General features: G+C 42.2%; 16 protein-coding genes and 1 pseudogene. 7 read left to right on the top strand and 10 right to left on the bottom strand.

The window, feature by feature from the left end; translation table 11 throughout:
- The first annotated feature begins 16 nt into the window (after positions 1–16).
- Positions 17–955, top strand: coding sequence for a helix-turn-helix domain-containing protein (locus ACW9JV_RS14665; RefSeq protein ID WP_457335727.1), 939 nt, complete (start codon positions 17–19; stop codon positions 953–955).
- 18 nt (positions 956–973) lie between these two features.
- A complete protein-coding gene (locus ACW9JV_RS14660; protein WP_457335725.1) occupies positions 974–2,353 on the top strand; it encodes a sulfatase family protein in 1,380 nt (459 codons plus the stop codon).
- Positions 2,354–2,438: 85 nt separating this feature from the next.
- On the opposite strand, the gene ACW9JV_RS14655 is transcribed toward ACW9JV_RS14660, so the two are convergent.
- Positions 2,439–3,842, bottom strand: a complete 1,404-nt coding sequence (locus ACW9JV_RS14655; protein WP_457335723.1) for a sulfatase — start codon at positions 3,840–3,842, stop codon at positions 2,439–2,441.
- Between the two features lie 118 nt (positions 3,843–3,960).
- A complete protein-coding gene (locus ACW9JV_RS14650) occupies positions 3,961–4,602 on the bottom strand; it encodes a YesL family protein (RefSeq protein ID WP_457335721.1) in 642 nt (213 codons plus the stop codon).
- Between the two features lie 74 nt (positions 4,603–4,676).
- Here ACW9JV_RS14650 and ACW9JV_RS14645 point away from each other — a divergent pair, with 74 nt between their 5' ends.
- The gene (locus ACW9JV_RS14645) at positions 4,677–5,321 is read left to right on the top strand and encodes an SDR family NAD(P)-dependent oxidoreductase (protein ID WP_457335720.1); all 645 of its coding nucleotides are present in this window, start codon (positions 4,677–4,679) and stop codon (positions 5,319–5,321) included.
- A gap of 151 nt (positions 5,322–5,472) precedes the next feature.
- Here the strand turns inward: ACW9JV_RS14645 and ACW9JV_RS14640 are convergent, their stop codons facing one another.
- From ACW9JV_RS14640 to ACW9JV_RS14630, 3 genes are all read right to left on the bottom strand, one after another.
- Positions 5,473–6,012, bottom strand: coding sequence for a GNAT family N-acetyltransferase (locus tag ACW9JV_RS14640; RefSeq protein ID WP_457336072.1), 540 nt, complete (start codon positions 6,010–6,012; stop codon positions 5,473–5,475).
- 102 nt (positions 6,013–6,114) lie between these two features.
- On the bottom strand, positions 6,115–6,306 hold the full coding sequence (locus ACW9JV_RS14635; protein ID WP_457335718.1) for a hypothetical protein: 192 nt from the start codon (positions 6,304–6,306) through the stop codon (positions 6,115–6,117).
- Positions 6,303–6,518 (bottom strand): hypothetical protein, encoded by a 216-nt coding sequence (locus ACW9JV_RS14630; protein WP_457335716.1) that lies wholly within the window; start codon positions 6,516–6,518, stop codon positions 6,303–6,305. Before ACW9JV_RS14630 ends, ACW9JV_RS14635 begins: the two co-directional genes overlap by 4 nt.
- 108 nt (positions 6,519–6,626) lie before the next feature.
- On the opposite strand from ACW9JV_RS14630, the gene ACW9JV_RS14625 reads away from it, so the two are divergent.
- The 3 genes from ACW9JV_RS14625 to ACW9JV_RS14615 all read left to right on the top strand — a co-directional run bounded on the left by ACW9JV_RS14625 (position 6,627) and on the right by ACW9JV_RS14615 (position 9,824).
- Complete coding sequence (locus ACW9JV_RS14625) at positions 6,627–7,751, top strand: NADH-dependent flavin oxidoreductase (protein WP_457335714.1); 1,125 nt, start codon at positions 6,627–6,629, stop codon at positions 7,749–7,751.
- Positions 7,752–8,132: 381 nt separating this feature from the next.
- Positions 8,133–8,879 (top strand): deoxyribose-phosphate aldolase, encoded by a 747-nt coding sequence (gene deoC, locus ACW9JV_RS14620; RefSeq protein ID WP_457335712.1) that lies wholly within the window; start codon positions 8,133–8,135, stop codon positions 8,877–8,879.
- 33 nt (positions 8,880–8,912) lie between these two features.
- Entirely contained in the window at positions 8,913–9,824 is a 912-nt protein-coding gene (locus ACW9JV_RS14615) for a glycine betaine ABC transporter substrate-binding protein (protein ID WP_457335710.1), read from the top strand.
- A gap of 83 nt (positions 9,825–9,907) precedes the next feature.
- Here the strand turns inward: ACW9JV_RS14615 and ACW9JV_RS14610 are convergent, their stop codons facing one another.
- From ACW9JV_RS14610 to ACW9JV_RS14590, 5 genes and pseudogenes are all read right to left on the bottom strand, one after another.
- Positions 9,908–10,510: a TetR/AcrR family transcriptional regulator gene (locus ACW9JV_RS14610; RefSeq protein WP_457335708.1), complete on the bottom strand. Its 603-nt coding sequence runs from the start codon at positions 10,508–10,510 to the stop codon at positions 9,908–9,910.
- A 501-nt stretch (positions 10,511–11,011) separates the two neighbouring features.
- Positions 11,012–11,674, bottom strand: coding sequence for a response regulator (locus ACW9JV_RS14605; protein ID WP_457335706.1), 663 nt, complete (start codon positions 11,672–11,674; stop codon positions 11,012–11,014).
- On the bottom strand, positions 11,671–12,339 hold the full coding sequence (locus tag ACW9JV_RS14600; protein WP_457335704.1) for a sensor histidine kinase: 669 nt from the start codon (positions 12,337–12,339) through the stop codon (positions 11,671–11,673). Before ACW9JV_RS14600 ends, ACW9JV_RS14605 begins: the two co-directional genes overlap by 4 nt.
- A 70-nt stretch (positions 12,340–12,409) precedes the next feature.
- The gene (locus tag ACW9JV_RS14595; protein WP_457335702.1) at positions 12,410–13,939 is read right to left on the bottom strand and encodes an MFS transporter; all 1,530 of its coding nucleotides are present in this window, start codon (positions 13,937–13,939) and stop codon (positions 12,410–12,412) included.
- Between the two features lie 857 nt (positions 13,940–14,796).
- Positions 14,797–16,141: pseudogene (locus ACW9JV_RS14590) on the bottom strand (aminotransferase-like domain-containing protein).
- A 118-nt stretch (positions 16,142–16,259) separates the two neighbouring features.
- Between ACW9JV_RS14590 and ACW9JV_RS14585 the strand changes: the two are divergent.
- Positions 16,260–16,676, top strand: a complete 417-nt coding sequence (locus tag ACW9JV_RS14585; RefSeq protein WP_457335700.1) for a DMT family transporter — start codon at positions 16,260–16,262, stop codon at positions 16,674–16,676.
- Positions 16,677–16,700: the final 24 nt, after the last annotated feature.

Genomic DNA, 16,700 nt, shown 5'->3' with positions numbered 1-16,700 from the left:
AAGGGCGGAATGGATTATGAAGAAACTGAAAAGTAGCCAATTTATGAGCGAAAAGAAATTTCCTTTCTGGATTAATCACAAGGTTCATACGGAAAAAAATATCCCCCCCGTTCACGTACATGATTTTATTGAATTGGTTTATGTCACCAAAGGAAATGCGGAGCACATTTTTGAAGGGGAAAGTTATGAAGTCTGTGCAGGTGATGTATTCATTATTAATCCCGGAGAAGTTCATACGTACAATCTCTTGTCAGGAAAAGAACTTAAAATCATAAATTGTCTGTTTCTTTCCACACTTATTGATGACATTTGGCTGAGTGATTTAGGTATTTCAGAATCAATGGATTATTTTTACATTCATCCCTTTTTAAATAAAAAAGAGCGATTCCATCATTGTTTGAATTTAAGAGGTTCATGTGCTGATGATATTTACATTCAATTTGAAAAAATGTCGAAGGAGTTTGAAAACAAAAAAACGGGATATTCCACCTTAATACGCCTTCAATTAATTCAAATGTTGATGGAGCTATCTAGAATTTATCGAGAACAACAGAGCTCTACAAAACATTTAAAAGTGAACCATCAGGAAAGAAAAATTCTTGTGCAGCGCATATGGGGATATCTTGAACGCCATTATGATCAAAAGGTGTCCTTGGCGGGTCTTTCAGAACTTTATAACATTAGTTCAAGGCATTTGAATCGAGTATTTAAAACAGAAACAGGGCAAACGGTCGTAGAGGCGGTACATCATATTCGTATCAAAAGAGCTAAGATATTATTATCAGAAAGTTCCGAAAAAATAATATCTATTGCTATGGATGTTGGATATGAAGACCCTGCATTTTTCACCCGGTTGTTCACGCGCCAAGTTGGTTGTTCGCCTGGAAAATACCGAGACTTAAGCAAAAAAACACTCGATACAAAAAATATATTCAAAGAAGCAGAAAAGTTATGAAAGGAGAGTGCATGATTTATGAAAAAGCCGAATGTTATTATTTTTGGAATAGATAGTTTACGACGGGATTATATGAGTAGTTATGGGTATCATCATCAGACAACGCCCCACATTGATAGGTTTGCTGAGGAAGGGGTATTATTCGAACAACATTTCAGCCCAAGCATACCTACAACCCCGGCTTATGCAAATATGCTGATGGGTGGGGATTGTTTTGACACTAATGTTGTTGGTCTTAGACATCAAGGTCCCGTTGGTGATGAAAATAAAAAAACTCTTGCAGAAATTCTAGGAGAAAATGGCTATCAAACAACTTGTGTAGGTTTTACTAATAATCCATCTTCGAGAGGATTTCAAAACTACTTAGATTATGAGGCGTGGTTGCCGGATGAAACGGGAAGATGTCCAAAAGCAGAAAACTTAAACAACGTTGCTATTCCAGAATTAAAACGGTTAGAGCAGGAAGAAGAACCATTTTTCTTATTTCTCCGTCATATGGATCCTCATTCCCCATATCTACCGCCACGTCCTTTTGAAAGAATGTTCTATGATCGCGATGAAAAAGATCCCTCTAATACGTCCATGGAGCCTGTTTATAATTTCAAGCCTCATGCTGATTTTCTAAAATCCTGGATTCCTGAAGGAGTAACGGATGAACAGTACGTTTCCGCTCAATACGAGGGTTCGATTGCCTATATGGATGCGTGCATTCAGAACATTTTTCAAACAGTAGAGGATCTTGGAATTGAAGAAGAAACGCTAATCATTGTTACTTCTGATCACGGGGAGACCCTTTATGAACATGAGTGTTATTTTGATCACCATGGAATGTATGATAACTGTTTGGTAGTTCCGCTTATTTTAAAATACCCTGGGAAGCTGCCGGCTGGAAAAAGGTTTTCAGATGTGACGTTAATTGAAGATCTTATGCCAACCATTTTAGATATACTTGATATCGAAAACGGTAATAATGGTACCGGTAGAAACTTGATGAAGATGATGGAAGGAGAGGAGATTTCCAGGGTTTCTGAATTTTATATTACAGAATGCACGTGGATGAGAAAACATGGATGGCGGACGCCAGAGTGGAAATTAATTCAAGCATTGGAACCCGATTTTCATTTTAAACCTATGACAGAGTTATATAATCTAGTGAAAGACCCAGAAGAGAATCATAATCTAGCAGAGGAAGAACCGGAAGTAGTAACACTGCTTCAGGAACGAATGGAGGCTCATATAAGTGAACGGGAAAGGGAAACAGGGAGAGTCAATCCCATGTACACCAACACCAATTATCATGGACTGGGAGGAGCGTTTAAATCGTCTCAGGAGGCGTACGATAACTTATATTTAGGTTCTATTACCAAAGCCAGATCGTTGCAGGCAAAAGAAAAATAACATGATATACTCGGGAAATCTGTTTATTGGCAGGTTTCCTTTTTTCTGTTTAGAAAAGGATGTAAATCAAATAAAGAAAGCCCTCTTATTTAAGGGCTTTCTGTTCTAGTCTGTCTTTAGATGGGTTCTCGCGCCATTCGTCCCAGGTGAGGTTTACTTCGTTTAAGATTTTTTCAATACGTTTTCGGAAAGGAAGCCCCTCTTCTTGTAATTGCACCATCATTGGATCCTCTTGGCCTTGTAATAAACGATGGATCTCCTCATCTAATTCCTCATCAAATTGTTTGGTGAGCTCCTTGTTGTGCTCGGCAAGGTTATTTATTTCGGCGGGATCTTTCTTCAGGTCATAAAGCTCTTGCGGCGGCCGTTCAAAAGGACCGCTGTCTTTCGTTCGAATGTATTTATATCTATTGGTACGTATACCTCTGGCGGCCTGCCAGGCGCATTCACTTAAATATACTCGAGACCGGGTACCATTTTCCTGGCCTTGTATGGAAGGCCACAAACTTTTTCCATCCATCTTTTCAGGAGAAGGAGGTGCTTCGATATTATCCGCATTTTCTCGGATGGCTTCCAAAATAGTGGGCATCATATCCACTTGAGAAACCATTCCATTCACACGTGTACCGTCAGGAATATGACCCGGCCATCTCATGATAAGGGGGAGCTGAACAGTAGTATCATAGAGACCGCAGTGATCCCAATAAATATCATGTTCGGTGAGACTCTCGCCGTGATCTCCAAAAACAATAAGCATTGTTTCTTCCTTTATCCCAAGTTCCTCAAGATACTCATCCAATTCCTTTATTTTATCATCTAGATAACGGACTTCTGCATCATACAGCGCATTAACATATTCAGCATCTGTGACAGGACCAATTAAGTCAAAGTGATAATATTTAAAAAAAGGGTATGCCATATGATTGTACGCTTGTTCCATGCTTTTGTTGTTCTTATCATAAGGGTCTTTATTTGAATCATAAAACTGGTTTGTATATTCTTCGGGTGGCAAATAAGGGGTGTGGGGATCCCAGTAGTGTAAAAAAAGGAAAAAGTCTTCCTCTTTATGTTCTTTAAGCCAAGGTTTGGCCAATGCATTAACCGTTTCCCCATCAATCCACCGCTTGTTTCCGACACTGTTAATATAATAACGAAAACCCCGGGCAAACCACTCTTTCAGTTGAAATAAATTATCAACAGCGCCCGTCGTAAAACCGGCTTTACGAAGCATTGTTGGCAGCCACTCCACCGACTTAGGCAGGTCTGTGATTTCGGAACCATGAGACACAACCCCGGTTCGAAGGCCTACTTTTCCCGTGAAAATAGAGGTGTGCACCACTTCTGTTGGTATATCTGTTGCGAACGCTTTCTCAAAAAGGACTCCTTCAGAAGCAATTTTATCAATATAAGGACTTGTAGGTTTTGTATAGCCATAACTGCCTAATCTCTTGGCTCGGAGGGAATCAATGGAGATCATTATAATTTTCAATATTGCAGCCTCCAACTCATTAAATTTTAAATATATAATTTTATTTTATAGTAAAAAAAAACCGCCTTCGATACGTATCAAGCCAATGCAATGGTCAATCCAGCCAACTGATCACCTTTTAACTCAGTTTCGTATAACGAAATAATTTGCTTTTTTTACGGGTGATGTTAAAAAAGGCGATTTCCCCTGACCACATGAGGAGAAAGGACAAGACACTTCCACCGAAAACTGGTATTAAACCTGGTAAATAAAACGCCGTGAAATAAAGAAGGGTCATCCCTGCCATTGTCATAAGGGTGGAAACAGGAGAGACGATCATTACCAAAAAAGAAGTTTTTATCATCGACATCACTTTCGTTTCATAGTGAGCAAAAACGGGAAAGACGTATAAAAGTGTTAAAATGTAAATGAAAGAAACCAATAACGATAAGTAACGGAGAATATAAGACATGGTCCCGTCAATCTGCTGAATCAAAATATAATAGACATAAAGAGAAACTCCTGTAACTGTAATTAAAAGTCCTAACTTATTACTTTTAAAAAAATCCGTCTTGTAGTTGTTCCAAAATGTTTTAAAAACCGGCGTTTCAACCTCGCCTTTAAGCCACTTTCGAACAATGGAAAACATGGCTGTGGTGGCGGGAAAAAATCCGAATATTATTAATCCTGATAATGAGAAAAAGATCCATAAGACATTCAAATAAGCAAATCTAAGCATCCACTCCGGAAGTCGTAAAATTCCGAATCCCATTGATTGCATAACGTACCCTCCTTGTTCTAAGTATATCAAACATAACTAATATTCGGAATATTTTGTTTGGGATCGTTTGAAGATTGCCGCCGCGGCTTATTGGCGGGCAGGACTTTCGCACGTATCGCCTATATAATGGAAAAATCGCTGATATCCAGGTGGCAGCCGCCGATGCGATTTATCAGCCAGGCTCAGGTGAGCGCTTATTTATTTTTGATCCGGTACCACCACTTCTGGAAGACGGAGTAAAAATTAATCCGATTTCCGACATAATCAGCCCAGCGTTGACCGTGGATGACTACCAGCAGATGATTAATGTAAATCAGTTCGGCATCTTTCTCGGCATGCAGACCGTGATTCCGTACATGGAGAAACAGCAGAAAGGGTCTATCGTTAACAATGTATCGGTCTCGGCATTTGCGCCGATCAGTCAATCATCCGCCTACGCGGCGACAAAGGCGTCGGTCGTGGCGATGTCCAAAGCCGCGGCCGTGGAACTGGGGAAGAAAGGCATACGCGTCAACATGATTCACCCCGGCGGTATCGAGACCGACATGGCCACCGAAGGCAAAGGCGTTCCGGAATCGTACCAATCCGTTCCGCTCGGACGCATCGGCCAGCCGGAGGAAATCGCCAGAGCTGCTGCGTTTCTCGCCTCAGATGAAAGTTCGTACTGCACAGGTGCAGAAATTGTGGTCGACGGCGGGATGACGCTTGGATCCGGGTGAAAACCATAAGCATCCGCCGGTATTTCGTTTCAAACCGCCGATAAATGCGGACCAACCGCCGATTTCCGGCCCGAAACCGCCGATATATGGAGAAAAGCGCCGATATCTACAAAACATCCGCCGATTTATCAGCCCCGCACCTCGCTTCGTTTCATTCCTCCTCCAAAAAAGGCCAGGAATACTGCACGACACCCTGCACCTCGAGCAGCGCATGCTCGGTTAACTCCAGCACCATAAAGGATTCTTCCGGCACGTCGAAAGGTGCGGAAATATCCCAGCGGCCCGCCGGCTCAAAGCCGAACCTCGCATAATACTCCGGATGCCCGAGCACAACGACCGACGAAAACCCAAGCTCTCCGGCCCGTCTCAGCGCATCATGCATCAACTGCGTGCCGATGCCCTGATTCTGGTGTTCCGGCGCCACCGAGACAGGCGCAAGTGCGAGTGACTCCACGGAGGCTCTGTCATCTTCAATGGTAATCCGGGAGAGCAGAATGTGGCCGATGATCTGCTCCCCGCTGTCCAATACCACCAGTGACAGCTCCGGAATGAACGCATCCGCCTCCCGCAGGTTCTCCACCAGCACGTGTTCCGTCGGATCGCTGAAGGATTCGTCCCCAAATGTTCGTTTCACTAAAGCTTCCGTTGCGCGGTAGTCTGCAGGCGTCTCCTGCCTGATCGTAATATCCATCATCGTTTCTCCTCTGTTTTATTATTTTAAAAATCTATACATTCAATAACCGCGTGAATTCTCCTGGGACATACCGCAGCTCTTTGTCCCAAATAAGGAGTATTACTTATTTTTGATCTTTTTCGTTATATAGTCAATAAACTGAATCAATGCACCTGCAATAACAATCCCTGCTATAACCCATAAAAAGTGCATGGGAAAATCATCAGGCGAACCTTGAGCCAAGTGAATTATTTGATAAATAATTAACAAAACTAAGCCTATCTTCTCTATGATAATACCCAGCAATCTCATATAAAACCATCCATTCCCGTTCGTAAACGGAGTTCATTTCTAAAAACATTGAAACACATGAAAGGAAAGCCAGCCATAAATAAGCGATGAATCGGCGTAACAACCATCATTACAACAAAAATCGGAAAGATGGACGAAAAAGCGTCATTAAACCTGATTTTGAGCCGCTGCACAGCTTGGTTAACGGATTCCGCTTTTTGTCCGGTTGCCATAATTAGTTCCTGCCATTTCGCATGGTGAATCCGGATATTGATAAGCAGTATACTCGCGATGCCTTTTGCATCATGCTATAGTTTACGGGAAGAAGGAGGATATAAACCATGAATGATAAATTCACCCCGCTATTTCAACCATTACCATTGCCGAATGGAGTCACATTAAGAAACCGCTTCGTCCTGGCACCACTGACCCACGTGTCCTCCAACGAAGACGGCACCATTTCTGACCGCGAGCTCCCGTATATTGAGAAACGGTCGGAGGACGTGGGGCTCGCCATCACAGCAGCAAGCAACGTAACAGCTTTAGGCAAAGCTTTCCCCGGGCAGCCGTCCATCGCCAGAGATTCAGACATTGAAGGCCTTCGCGAGCAGGCCTCTGCGATGAAAAAGCACGGCGCAAAAGCTGTTGCCCAGATTCATCACGGCGGGGCCCAGTCCCTCCCGGCATTGACCCCGGGCGGCGATGTGGCTGCGCCAAGCGAAATGGAGCTGGCAAGCTTTGGCGAGCCGCAAAAGCATCAGGCCCGTCCTATTACACAAGAAGAAATTGAAGAAACGATCCAGGCGTTTGGGGAAGCAACCAGACGTGCCGCTCAGGCAGGCTTTGACGGCGTGGAAATTCACGGCGCCAACCATTACCTGATTCAGCAGTTTGTCTCCCCGTATTATAATCGCCGGGACGATGAATGGGCCGATCCATTTAAATTTCCTCTCGCTGTGGTGAAAGAAGTAACCGACGCAGCGAAAGAGCATGGGGGCGACGATTTCATTGTCGGCTACCGCTTCTCCCCGGAAGAAGCCGAATCCCCGGGAATAACGATGGATTTAACAAAAGAGTTGATTGATCAATTAGCCGGGCAGCCACTGGACTATTTGCACGTATCCTTGATGGATATTCATTCCGAGACACGGGAAGGTTCGTATGCAGGACAGAAACGGATTCAATTGATCCACGACTGGATCGACGGCCGTGTTCCATTAATCGGTATTGGCTCCATTTTCACAGCGGAGGATGCGCTAAAGGCTCTTGAGACCGGCACCGAATTAGTCTGCCTCGGACGGGAGCTGCTGCTCGACTACCAGTTTGTCCGGAAAATCCAGGAGGGCCGCGACCAGGAAATCAACGCCACCTTTGATCCAAATGAGCCGACGAAGTATCACCTCCCCGAACCGCTATGGGAGCAGCTCTACAACGGATTCTATCCGCTGCCAAGACGTGACGCCTAATCTCTATGCCTGGACTTAAGATACAGATCAGCTGAAAAATGAAGGAAATGATCCCCGCTGAACATGATACGCGTCGTTGAAAAAAACGACCGCAAGCCGAAAGAACAGGACACATCAAAAGCAGCATAACGTTGAAAAAAAGCCCTGGAATGAGGGCTTTTTTATATGGACGTACCCGGTATCCTGAATACATCTACTTTTTAAGAAACAAATGAAATCTCCTTGTTTTTATAAGTCAAATGTATTACAATCATTTTAAGTCATTTGTATTACCAAAATTTTTGGTCAGGAATATTTAAATACTTCCCTCCAGCAACAAACATTTAAATGTATGGAATGAGAAACATGGCAGCCATGAAGAAGAAAAAAGGCGGTTGAAAAATGAAAAGAGAAGAATTTTGCACGCATATCGATTACTCGATCCTTTGGCAGAACAGAACGAGGGATTCGATAGAAAAAAGAAGTCAGGAAGTGCTGGACTATGGACTTGCCTGCTTATGTTGTTATCCGACAGATGTGGCTGTGGCAAAAAAAGTGATAGGGGACAAAGCCGGTATTAGCGGCGTGGTTGGGTTTCCGTTTGGATTTGAAACGACCAAAACCAAGGTCCATGAAGCTTTAGCCGCCATCGATGATGGTGCAGATGAAATTGATATGGTCATGAACATAGCACGCTTTAAAGATGGCGATGAGGAATATGTGTTAGACGAATTAAAGCAGGTGGTTCAGGCAGCAAAGAATAGAAAAAAGGACTGTATGGTGAAAGTCATCATTGAAACCCCGCATCTAAAAACCCGGAAGGAGTTAGCGGAAGCTTGTGAATTAGTGATTGAATCCGGAGCGGATTTTGTGAAGAACGCTACGGGATTTGCCGCGGGCTACGACGGCTCTGGGCAGGCCGATTATCAGGACAATAGGGCAGAAACGTATGAAAATACAGGTATGGATAATGTGAGAGCCATGAGTGACCTTGTAAATGGCAGAATCAAGATCAAATCTTCCGGTGCGCCGGAAAACCTGGAAGAATGCCTCTATTATATTCAGGAATTGGGTGTATCCCGAATTGGTAATGACAATATTGTTGATTGGCTTGAAGAAGCAGGGGAGAATTTCTGGAAGAATAAATAGACCAAGCAGCATACAAAAAGGAGTCGTTTTGAAATGAAGAAAATAGTTTTGCTTATAATATTTCTATTAGCATCCATCGCTGTATTTGCATGTTCACAAACGGATAGCGAAGAGGAATCAGGAGAGGGCACAGAAGAAGAAACAAAGGAAGCGAATAATGAAGAGAAGCCAGAATTAGTATTGGGCTTAACAAACTGGACAAGTACGGTACCGCCTACAGAGATTGTGAAAGCCATTCTGGAAGAAATGGGATATCCTGTTGAAGTGGAAGAAGCGAATCTTTCTGCCATTTATGCTGCGATGGCGGAAGGCGATATTGATATCTATATGGACTCCTGGTATCCGCAGCAGACCCAATATTTAGAGGAATATTCCGATTCCATTGAGCAGCTATCACCGATCTATGAGGATGCGAATGCCGGAATGGTTGTTCCGGAATATATGGAAGACATCAATGATGTGGAAGACCTGGTTGGGAACGAAAGTTTGGTAAACAATGAAGTAATCGCCATTCAAGACGGGGATCCTGCTATGGATGAGCTGCAGGAACTAATAGATGCCTATGATCTTGATCTGGAGCTGGTGAACTCTTCAGAAGGTGCGATGATCTCTGCGGCGAAAGCAAGCACCGATCAGAATGAACCTATCTTATTGTACGGATGGAGACCTCATTCCATGTTTAATGAGTTAGGGTTGAAAATACTGACGAATAAGGAACACCCCGAGTATTTTTCAGGAAGTTCGATTCACCCTCTCGCTTATCATGATCTCAAGGAGAGAGCACCGGAAGCGTATGAGTTTTTAGAGGAGCTGACGATATCCATTCCTGACATGGAAGAGATGATTATTAAAATTGATGACGGCGAAGATCCGGAAAAAGTAGCGCAGGAATGGATCGAGGATAATCGAGACAGACTTGATGAAATGATGAACAATAATCAATAGTCTGTCGTATACCGCGGGCGAATGGCAAGACTCTTCGGGCATAAGCCTCTGGAGTCTTGCTTTTCCCTTTTGTTTCCCATGTGTTAATAACAAATATTTTTTAAATACTCTCTGACTTTATTGTCCACGAGTTCTTCGTCATACAAATAGTCGTAAATCACCGATTCAAATACCAGGCCGGTAATAAATATAATGAAGGCATGCGCCTCCTCTTTGATCTTGTTCGCATTCCTAATATATCCATGCTGATGCAGAATGCGTAATATCCTCTCTGCAAAATTAAGATTGATTTTGCGGTATTCTTCTCTCAGGTCCTGATATTCGGGGTTCATACTAGCCATCAAGGTGAATTTTACCCAGATATCATTCTCGATCCGCCCTTCTTCTGTATGAATCTGAACAATTTGTTTTCCCATGCGAACAGCGGCTTCAAAGATATCCTGATCTTCTTCCACATCGACCACCTGCTGCATTCTTACTTCAAATCTGTGAAAAATAACCTCCATGGCAAAGGAATAGATGTCGCGTTGTTTAGGGAAAAAATATTGAACCGATCCTAAAGACAATCCAGCATGTTTCGCGATTTCACGTAAGGTGGTTTTTTCGAACCCATATTGATAAATAACATCAAACGTTGCTTTCACAATTTGCTCTTTTCTCTCAGCAAGGTCTATTTTTTTAGGCATGGGATTACTCCTTAAAATGGTATCTTTTTGTTATTATAACATTTATTAAGTCAAATGACTTACAGGAGTTTAACGATAAGCTGGAAAATATACAAATAAATGTGAGAGAAGAGATCTGGGAAAAGGTCTCCTGTTTTGTTTGGGAATGAACCATTGGAAGGTGGAAGGGAGGTAACATTGGTGAAGAATGAAAATCGAAAAAGAAGTAAATGTATGCAATCACGTTCCAGGCAGTTAAGCTGCGGTGGAACGTGATTTTTTTTTGTCAGCTCCGTTGAAATGTAAGAGGATTCTGTTCTTATCATGCTGAAAGTTTCGGTACCGCAAAAGCTGCGCTATTACTCGATCGGCTGTTTATTAACTGTTCGTTATCCGGCCACGGGGAGTGGATCATGCATTCGCAAAAATTCTTGTGCTTGTAGTCAGGCTGGTAGTGGGAGATGACTTATCCTCACGGAATTGGAGAGGAAAGTATGATCGTCTACGAAGCCAGCAAGAAGGTCAATCAGATTGATCGCAAGGTCCTGGAGAATCAAACCATTTATTCCTCAAAGCATATATGGCTGCTTGCGTACGATCTTGAACTTCCATCTTTCCAAGGATTCTTGAAATATGTGTTTTTACCGTCATGTACGTTATACCCAATTCCGCAGCGATTTCTTTATTACTTTTCCCTAAAGTGATGTGATAAAGGACTTCTTTTTCTTTATTTGTTAAACTATGAAGCCGATGTTGTGCTTTTGTATCATCTTCTAACAGGGTCACTAATTTATTTGCCACTTCGGGGTGTATTGTTTTTTTACCCTCCATTGCGGTTATAATCGTCTCCATTAATATATCGGGATCCACATCTTTTAATTGATATCCGATTGCACCTGCCTTAATAACTTCAACGATCGAGTCTCGATCAGAAAAACCTGTCAGAACTATGACTTTAGAATCAGGGAAATTCTCCTTGATGCGTTTGGTTGCTTCCACTCCGCTCATATCAGGCATCACGATATCCATGAGGATGATATCCGGGCGCAGAGCTTCTACTTTTTGTATAGCGTCTTCACCGTTAAGTGCGTGCCCGACGATTTGAATATTCTCCTGCGTTTGAAAAAAATACTTCAGCCCATTAATGACGATGAAATGATCGTCCACTAACAATAGCTTGATCATGGCTTTCTCCGTTTGTCTGCTTGAATTGGAACAAACAAACATACTACAGTACCACTTCCCGGTGAACTGGAAACACGGATTTCACCGCCTATTTGAGAGGCACGCTCTATCATACCGGTGATCCCAAATAATGTGTGTTGATTCTCCGTAAAGTTTGTTTTAAAGCCGCATCCTTGATCGGCGATTTCCAGCTTAAAGTCATGATGGTTTATATCAAATTGGATGAAGGCTTGATCTGCTCCAGAGTGCTTTCTTACATTGTTTAATGCCTCCTGCCCGATGCGCAGCATAGCCTCCACATAATGTTCCGAAAGGTCGATGTCTTCACCATAACACTCGATCGTAACGTTTAGCCCGACTTTTTTTCCGTATTCCTTCAACAAATCAAGAAAGTCCTGCTCAGTATCAACAGGCTGATACTGCCATATAAGATTACGCAAATCGAATAGAGCTTCTTGCGCCAATTTCTCGATGTCTTGTATTCCTTTTCTGACATTTTCATCTTCATTGCTCAGATTATTACTTAGACCACGTGAGAGGAGGGATAATGAAAATAATTTCTGGTTTACCGAATCGTGCAGATCCCGGGCAAATCTTTTTCTTTCTTCATGAATGAGTGTTTTTTGAAGGTCCTCTTCCTTGTCATTGATCTGCTCTTCTGACACGAAATCACCTCATTTTTAAAATATTAAGGAGAGGTTATAGAAAACAAGTATCTCATAAAATTCTCCTTAATTAAACTTGGTTCCCTTTTTCCTCTCGAATAAGGGTGAAGGTTAAGATAACAAGGACAATAAGCAGGAGGAAGCCTATTATCCCTACTATATTCCAAGCTGTCATAAATGACCCATGTGCTTGAATAAGAATTTTCGAAGCAGAATCTACTGGCATTTGTTCCACCACACTTAGTGCGCCTGAAAGGGAATCACGTGAGGTTTCAGCAAATTCTGACGAAATATCGTTTGGTATTTCAATTTGAAATCGATAGATGACAATCGATATACTGCCAAAAATCGCAATGCCAAGTGCCATACCAAGTTCCCCGCATGTTTCCGACAGCGATGCAGCTGATCCTGATTTTTCAGGGGGTGCCGATGCAATGATTAAATCAGTAGAAAGAACAAATAGAGGTCCGAAACCGAGTGTGAGTAGAACGCTGCTTGTAATAGGGACCGCCATGGTGGAATCAGTCGCGAAGATCATCAGCAAATATGCTAGTGCCGAAATAGATAACCCGATTGCAATTAAGTTGGTGCGAGATGTCCAACGAAGGAGCAAAGGTGTAATTAACGATCCGATAATGCTTCCTGTCGACAAAGGTATCATCCATACCCCGGCTTCAAGTGGTGTCATTCCCAGCACCATTTGTAAGTACTGGACAAACAGAAGCACAAATCCACCGTTCAAGGTCATCCCAAGCAGCATCAGCCCCAGCGAGCCGCTAAAAGCTTTGCTGCGAAATAGTTTTAAATCGATCAAAGGGTTGCGGAGTTTGACTTGACGCTTGATAAAACTCCAGCCTATGATAAGACCGAGCAATAAAAACAGCAAAGGAATGACTTGCCACCCGATCCTGGTTATTTCCTTTATTCCATAAATAATGAATAAAGTGGAAGTAATTGATAGTGTCACACTAAACAAATCTAATCTATTCGGATGCATTTCCCGGTATTCCGGTAACAGGAAAGGTCCTGTTATAAGCAGAAGAACCATGACAGGCACACCCAGCAGGAAGACAGATCCCCACCAAAAAAATTCAAGCAATATCCCTCCCACTACCGGACCTAATACTGCCCCTCCGGAAAAACTCATCATCCATACACTGATGGCAAACGTTCGTTGTTTCGGATTTTGGAACATGTTGCGGAGGAGCGCCAGCGTTGATGGCATCAGCGTAGCGCCGGAAATTCCTAATAGCGCTCTTGTTAAGATTAACATTTCAGCGCTGGTAGAATAAGCCGCTGCAATGGAAGCCATTCCAAACGCGCCAGCCCCGGTAATCAACAACCTTTTCCTGCCGATCCGATCTCCTAGTGAGCCCATCGTTACCAGAAATCCCGCAATCATAAATCCATAAATGTCCAGTATCCATAATTGTTGGGTGCTATTTGCCTGAAGATCCATCGCGAAATGTGGAAGCGCGAGATGCAGTACCGTGACGTCCAATGATAAGAGCAATGTGGGGAGCGTGAGTATGAAAAGTCCAAGCCACTCCTTCAAACCAGCATGTTCCGTTGTATTCTTATAGTTTGTTGCAGAACTCATATCCTGCACTCCTTCCAAAGCGTGTTATCTAAGTTGTTTTTATTATAATTTCAGTTATGGAAAAATAAATCACGCTATGATTGGAGAAAGCCATACGAAAATAGTTGTATTAGTAAAGAATACAGGATAGAAGAAGAGAATGGTGAAATTACTAGCGCGTTCGGAGTTCAGCTTGGCACGGTGTGAAACGACTGCTGTTTGGTACATCAATCGGGACATGCAGGTATATGTTGCAGTAAAAGTGGAGGAGAAAATTCCTTAATAATTAATTTCACAGCAATACTATAGAAAATCAAATACTATATCTACCTATCTTTTTAAACAGTTATTTAGGGAGCTTTGCTCTGTTCAGATTGATGAACCGGCTGAATGGAGGAGTGAGAGCCAACCGCATGCCGATCTCCCGGACCCACAGGGTCACATAGTCGGGACACACCGTGACCATCTTGGAAAAATCCCCGGAACTTCGCCCGGAAGGCTATATGATCGATTTTTTTCGGGCCCGGATATGAGAGCGCTGAAAAAATAGGGCTGCTGTATGAACTTGAGAAAATTCACTACCCAGTCGAATCGTTAAAGTCTCTGAACCCGAATGGGAAGAGAAAAAATCAAGCAGACAATCAGCCAGTGTTAGACCGGCAATACCGCCGCCAACCATTAAAACCTCCATCATGTCCCTTCTTTATATTTTGGTACCCTCCAAAACCAGCATTTCCAGCCATTCTACAAATGGCGCGAAAAATTCGGATATTTGGTTTATGAGCTTGAGTATGACGGACAACTTTCACCACCTTTTGGCAGGAGTAATAAATCATAGCGGCGTTACTTCGTAAACTTCTTTCTTGAGTTTGACTTAATTAAATAAAGTAGTTTTTGGCGTTGCTCAAAGCGGTGGCAATTTCTTTAATACCGCTCTCAATTTTATGATTCTCTACTTTTGAAACATTTAACTTTAATATTCTTTCACGATAAAAATCATCTAAATAGTTTCGGTCAATGGTATCTAGTAAAACCTTCTGTTGTTTCAAATGATGTGATGAATAAGGACGTTCATATTTACTTGTTTTGGCAAAACGATATGGCTGTGCATACTTGTCTCCGATGGAGTTTCATACATGGGTAAATGTGTTTTTAAGGATTGCTGAAGGGTCTTGGCACGCGTAATATATGCCTCACTTACCTGTGCTCGATAACGTTCAAACATGCCACTCTTCACGTAAAGCTCTAAGGCTGCCTGTGAAATCATCGAGCTATCAATGTTGGTGGTATATTTATATTTTTGGAAACGGTCTTTTAATACTCTAGGTAATATGGCGAATCCGACTCGTAAGCCAGGAAACATAATTTTAGAAAAGCTTTTCAAATAGATTACACGGTCATGCACATCATAGGTGAATAGTGGATCCAGCTTCGTAGTTTGTTCAAAATCAGCTAAATAATCGTCTTCTACGATATACACATCGTATTTGTCTGCCAGTTGAAGTATGGTTTCCTTTTCTTTTTTACTGTAAGAAGATCCTAAGGGATTGTGGAACCGTGGCATTGAATAAAAAAACTTAATATTACCATGACAAAAGATATGTTCTAATTCGTCTAAATCAATTCCTTTGGTTGTACGTTGAATGCCAACGGCTGGTAGTTGATGTGTTTTTATAAGGTCCATGTATAAGTGATAGCTTGGCTGTTCAACAAGAATGGTTGAGCAACGATTTGGAAACGGCATCATGCTTAATAAAGCGAGGGCTTGTTGAATGCCTGAAGTAACAAAAATTTGCTCATCAATTATGAAGACTTGATACGTTTCTAGCAATTTTTTTGCCTCTGCAATCAATGATGGTAAACCTTTTGGCGTACCATATCGAAACAAGTCCTCTTGATAAGTATCAATCGCTTGGTTAATGCAGTGTTGAAAATCCTTGTAAGGAAAAGGTGCCACGTTGGTGATGACGTCGCAAAATCTATGTAATGAGTCGATGATGGAGTATGTGGGCTTTGGTGATCTACGACATAATAGCCGCTTTTAGGAATGGCATAGATCATGTGTTGGTCCTCAAGCTGTACTAAAGCTGTCTGTATTGTACTTTTACTGCAAGAATAGTGTTGTGATAAATATCGAATAGAGGGTAGTTTTGCACCAGATGGTAAGCTGTCCGTTTGAATTTGATCATGCAGTTCGTTGTATATCGTTTCATATTTGAGCATGCAAAGCCTCCCGCGCATCTGTACCGATACAGATGCGTATTTTTCATATCGTGCAAATGGTGATTCTTTTATAAGCTAACATTACCGGCCGGATAAATAATAATTGGAGTTGGTTGATATGGCAGATAAGAAGAAGGCGTATTTTGCAGCAATTATCCTTGCATTCATTATTGGGCTTACGTTTATGTTTGTCAAAACCGCCTTAATGGTTGCAAGTCCTATGGATGTGCTCGCCCATCGATTTACTATTGCATTGGTCGGCGTTATCTTTTTCATACGATTGAAAAAAATCAAATTAAAGGTCAATTGGCGGGATCTATCAAGTATCTTACCATTAGCTGTATTTTATCCACTGTTGTTCTTTTCACTGCAAGTGTTTGGGTTAGCTCGTACCTCTTCCTTGGAAGCAGGCGTTATTCATGCAACGGTTCCGATTTTTACTTTAATGTTGGCGGGATTAATGTTGAAAGAGAGAGCAACACTTAGACAAATTGCCTTTATTAGTTTATCAGTGGTTGGTGTGTTTGAAACATAGTGCGATGAGTGGAAAAACAAAACA

This window comes from Salibacterium sp. K-3, from assembly GCF_054052005.1.
This window is presented reverse-complemented; position numbering and strand designations above follow the sequence as displayed.

Bases quoted from the DNA above. Each gene is read 5' to 3' on its own strand.
- ACW9JV_RS14665 (WP_457335727.1), top strand. From the start codon at position 17: ATGAAGAAACTGAAAAGTAGCCAATTTATGAGCGAAAAGAAATTTCCT.
- ACW9JV_RS14660 (WP_457335725.1), top strand. From the start codon at position 974: ATGAAAAAGCCGAATGTTATTATTTTTGGAATAGATAGTTTACGACGG.
- ACW9JV_RS14650 (WP_457335721.1), bottom strand. From the start codon at position 4,602: ATGCAATCAATGGGATTCGGAATTTTACGACTTCCGGAGTGGATGCTT.
- ACW9JV_RS14640 (WP_457336072.1), bottom strand. From the start codon at position 6,012: ATGGATATTACGATCAGGCAGGAGACGCCTGCAGACTACCGCGCAACG.
- ACW9JV_RS14635 (WP_457335718.1), bottom strand. From the start codon at position 6,306: ATGAGATTGCTGGGTATTATCATAGAGAAGATAGGCTTAGTTTTGTTA.
- ACW9JV_RS14630 (WP_457335716.1), bottom strand. From the start codon at position 6,518: ATGGCAACCGGACAAAAAGCGGAATCCGTTAACCAAGCTGTGCAGCGG.
- ACW9JV_RS14625 (WP_457335714.1), top strand. From the start codon at position 6,627: ATGAATGATAAATTCACCCCGCTATTTCAACCATTACCATTGCCGAAT.
- deoC (WP_457335712.1), top strand. From the start codon at position 8,133: ATGAAAAGAGAAGAATTTTGCACGCATATCGATTACTCGATCCTTTGG.
- ACW9JV_RS14615 (WP_457335710.1), top strand. From the start codon at position 8,913: ATGAAGAAAATAGTTTTGCTTATAATATTTCTATTAGCATCCATCGCT.
- ACW9JV_RS14610 (WP_457335708.1), bottom strand. From the start codon at position 10,510: ATGCCTAAAAAAATAGACCTTGCTGAGAGAAAAGAGCAAATTGTGAAA.
- ACW9JV_RS14605 (WP_457335706.1), bottom strand. From the start codon at position 11,674: ATGATCAAGCTATTGTTAGTGGACGATCATTTCATCGTCATTAATGGG.
- ACW9JV_RS14595 (WP_457335702.1), bottom strand. From the start codon at position 13,939: ATGAGTTCTGCAACAAACTATAAGAATACAACGGAACATGCTGGTTTG.
- ACW9JV_RS14585 (WP_457335700.1), top strand. From the start codon at position 16,260: ATGGCAGATAAGAAGAAGGCGTATTTTGCAGCAATTATCCTTGCATTC.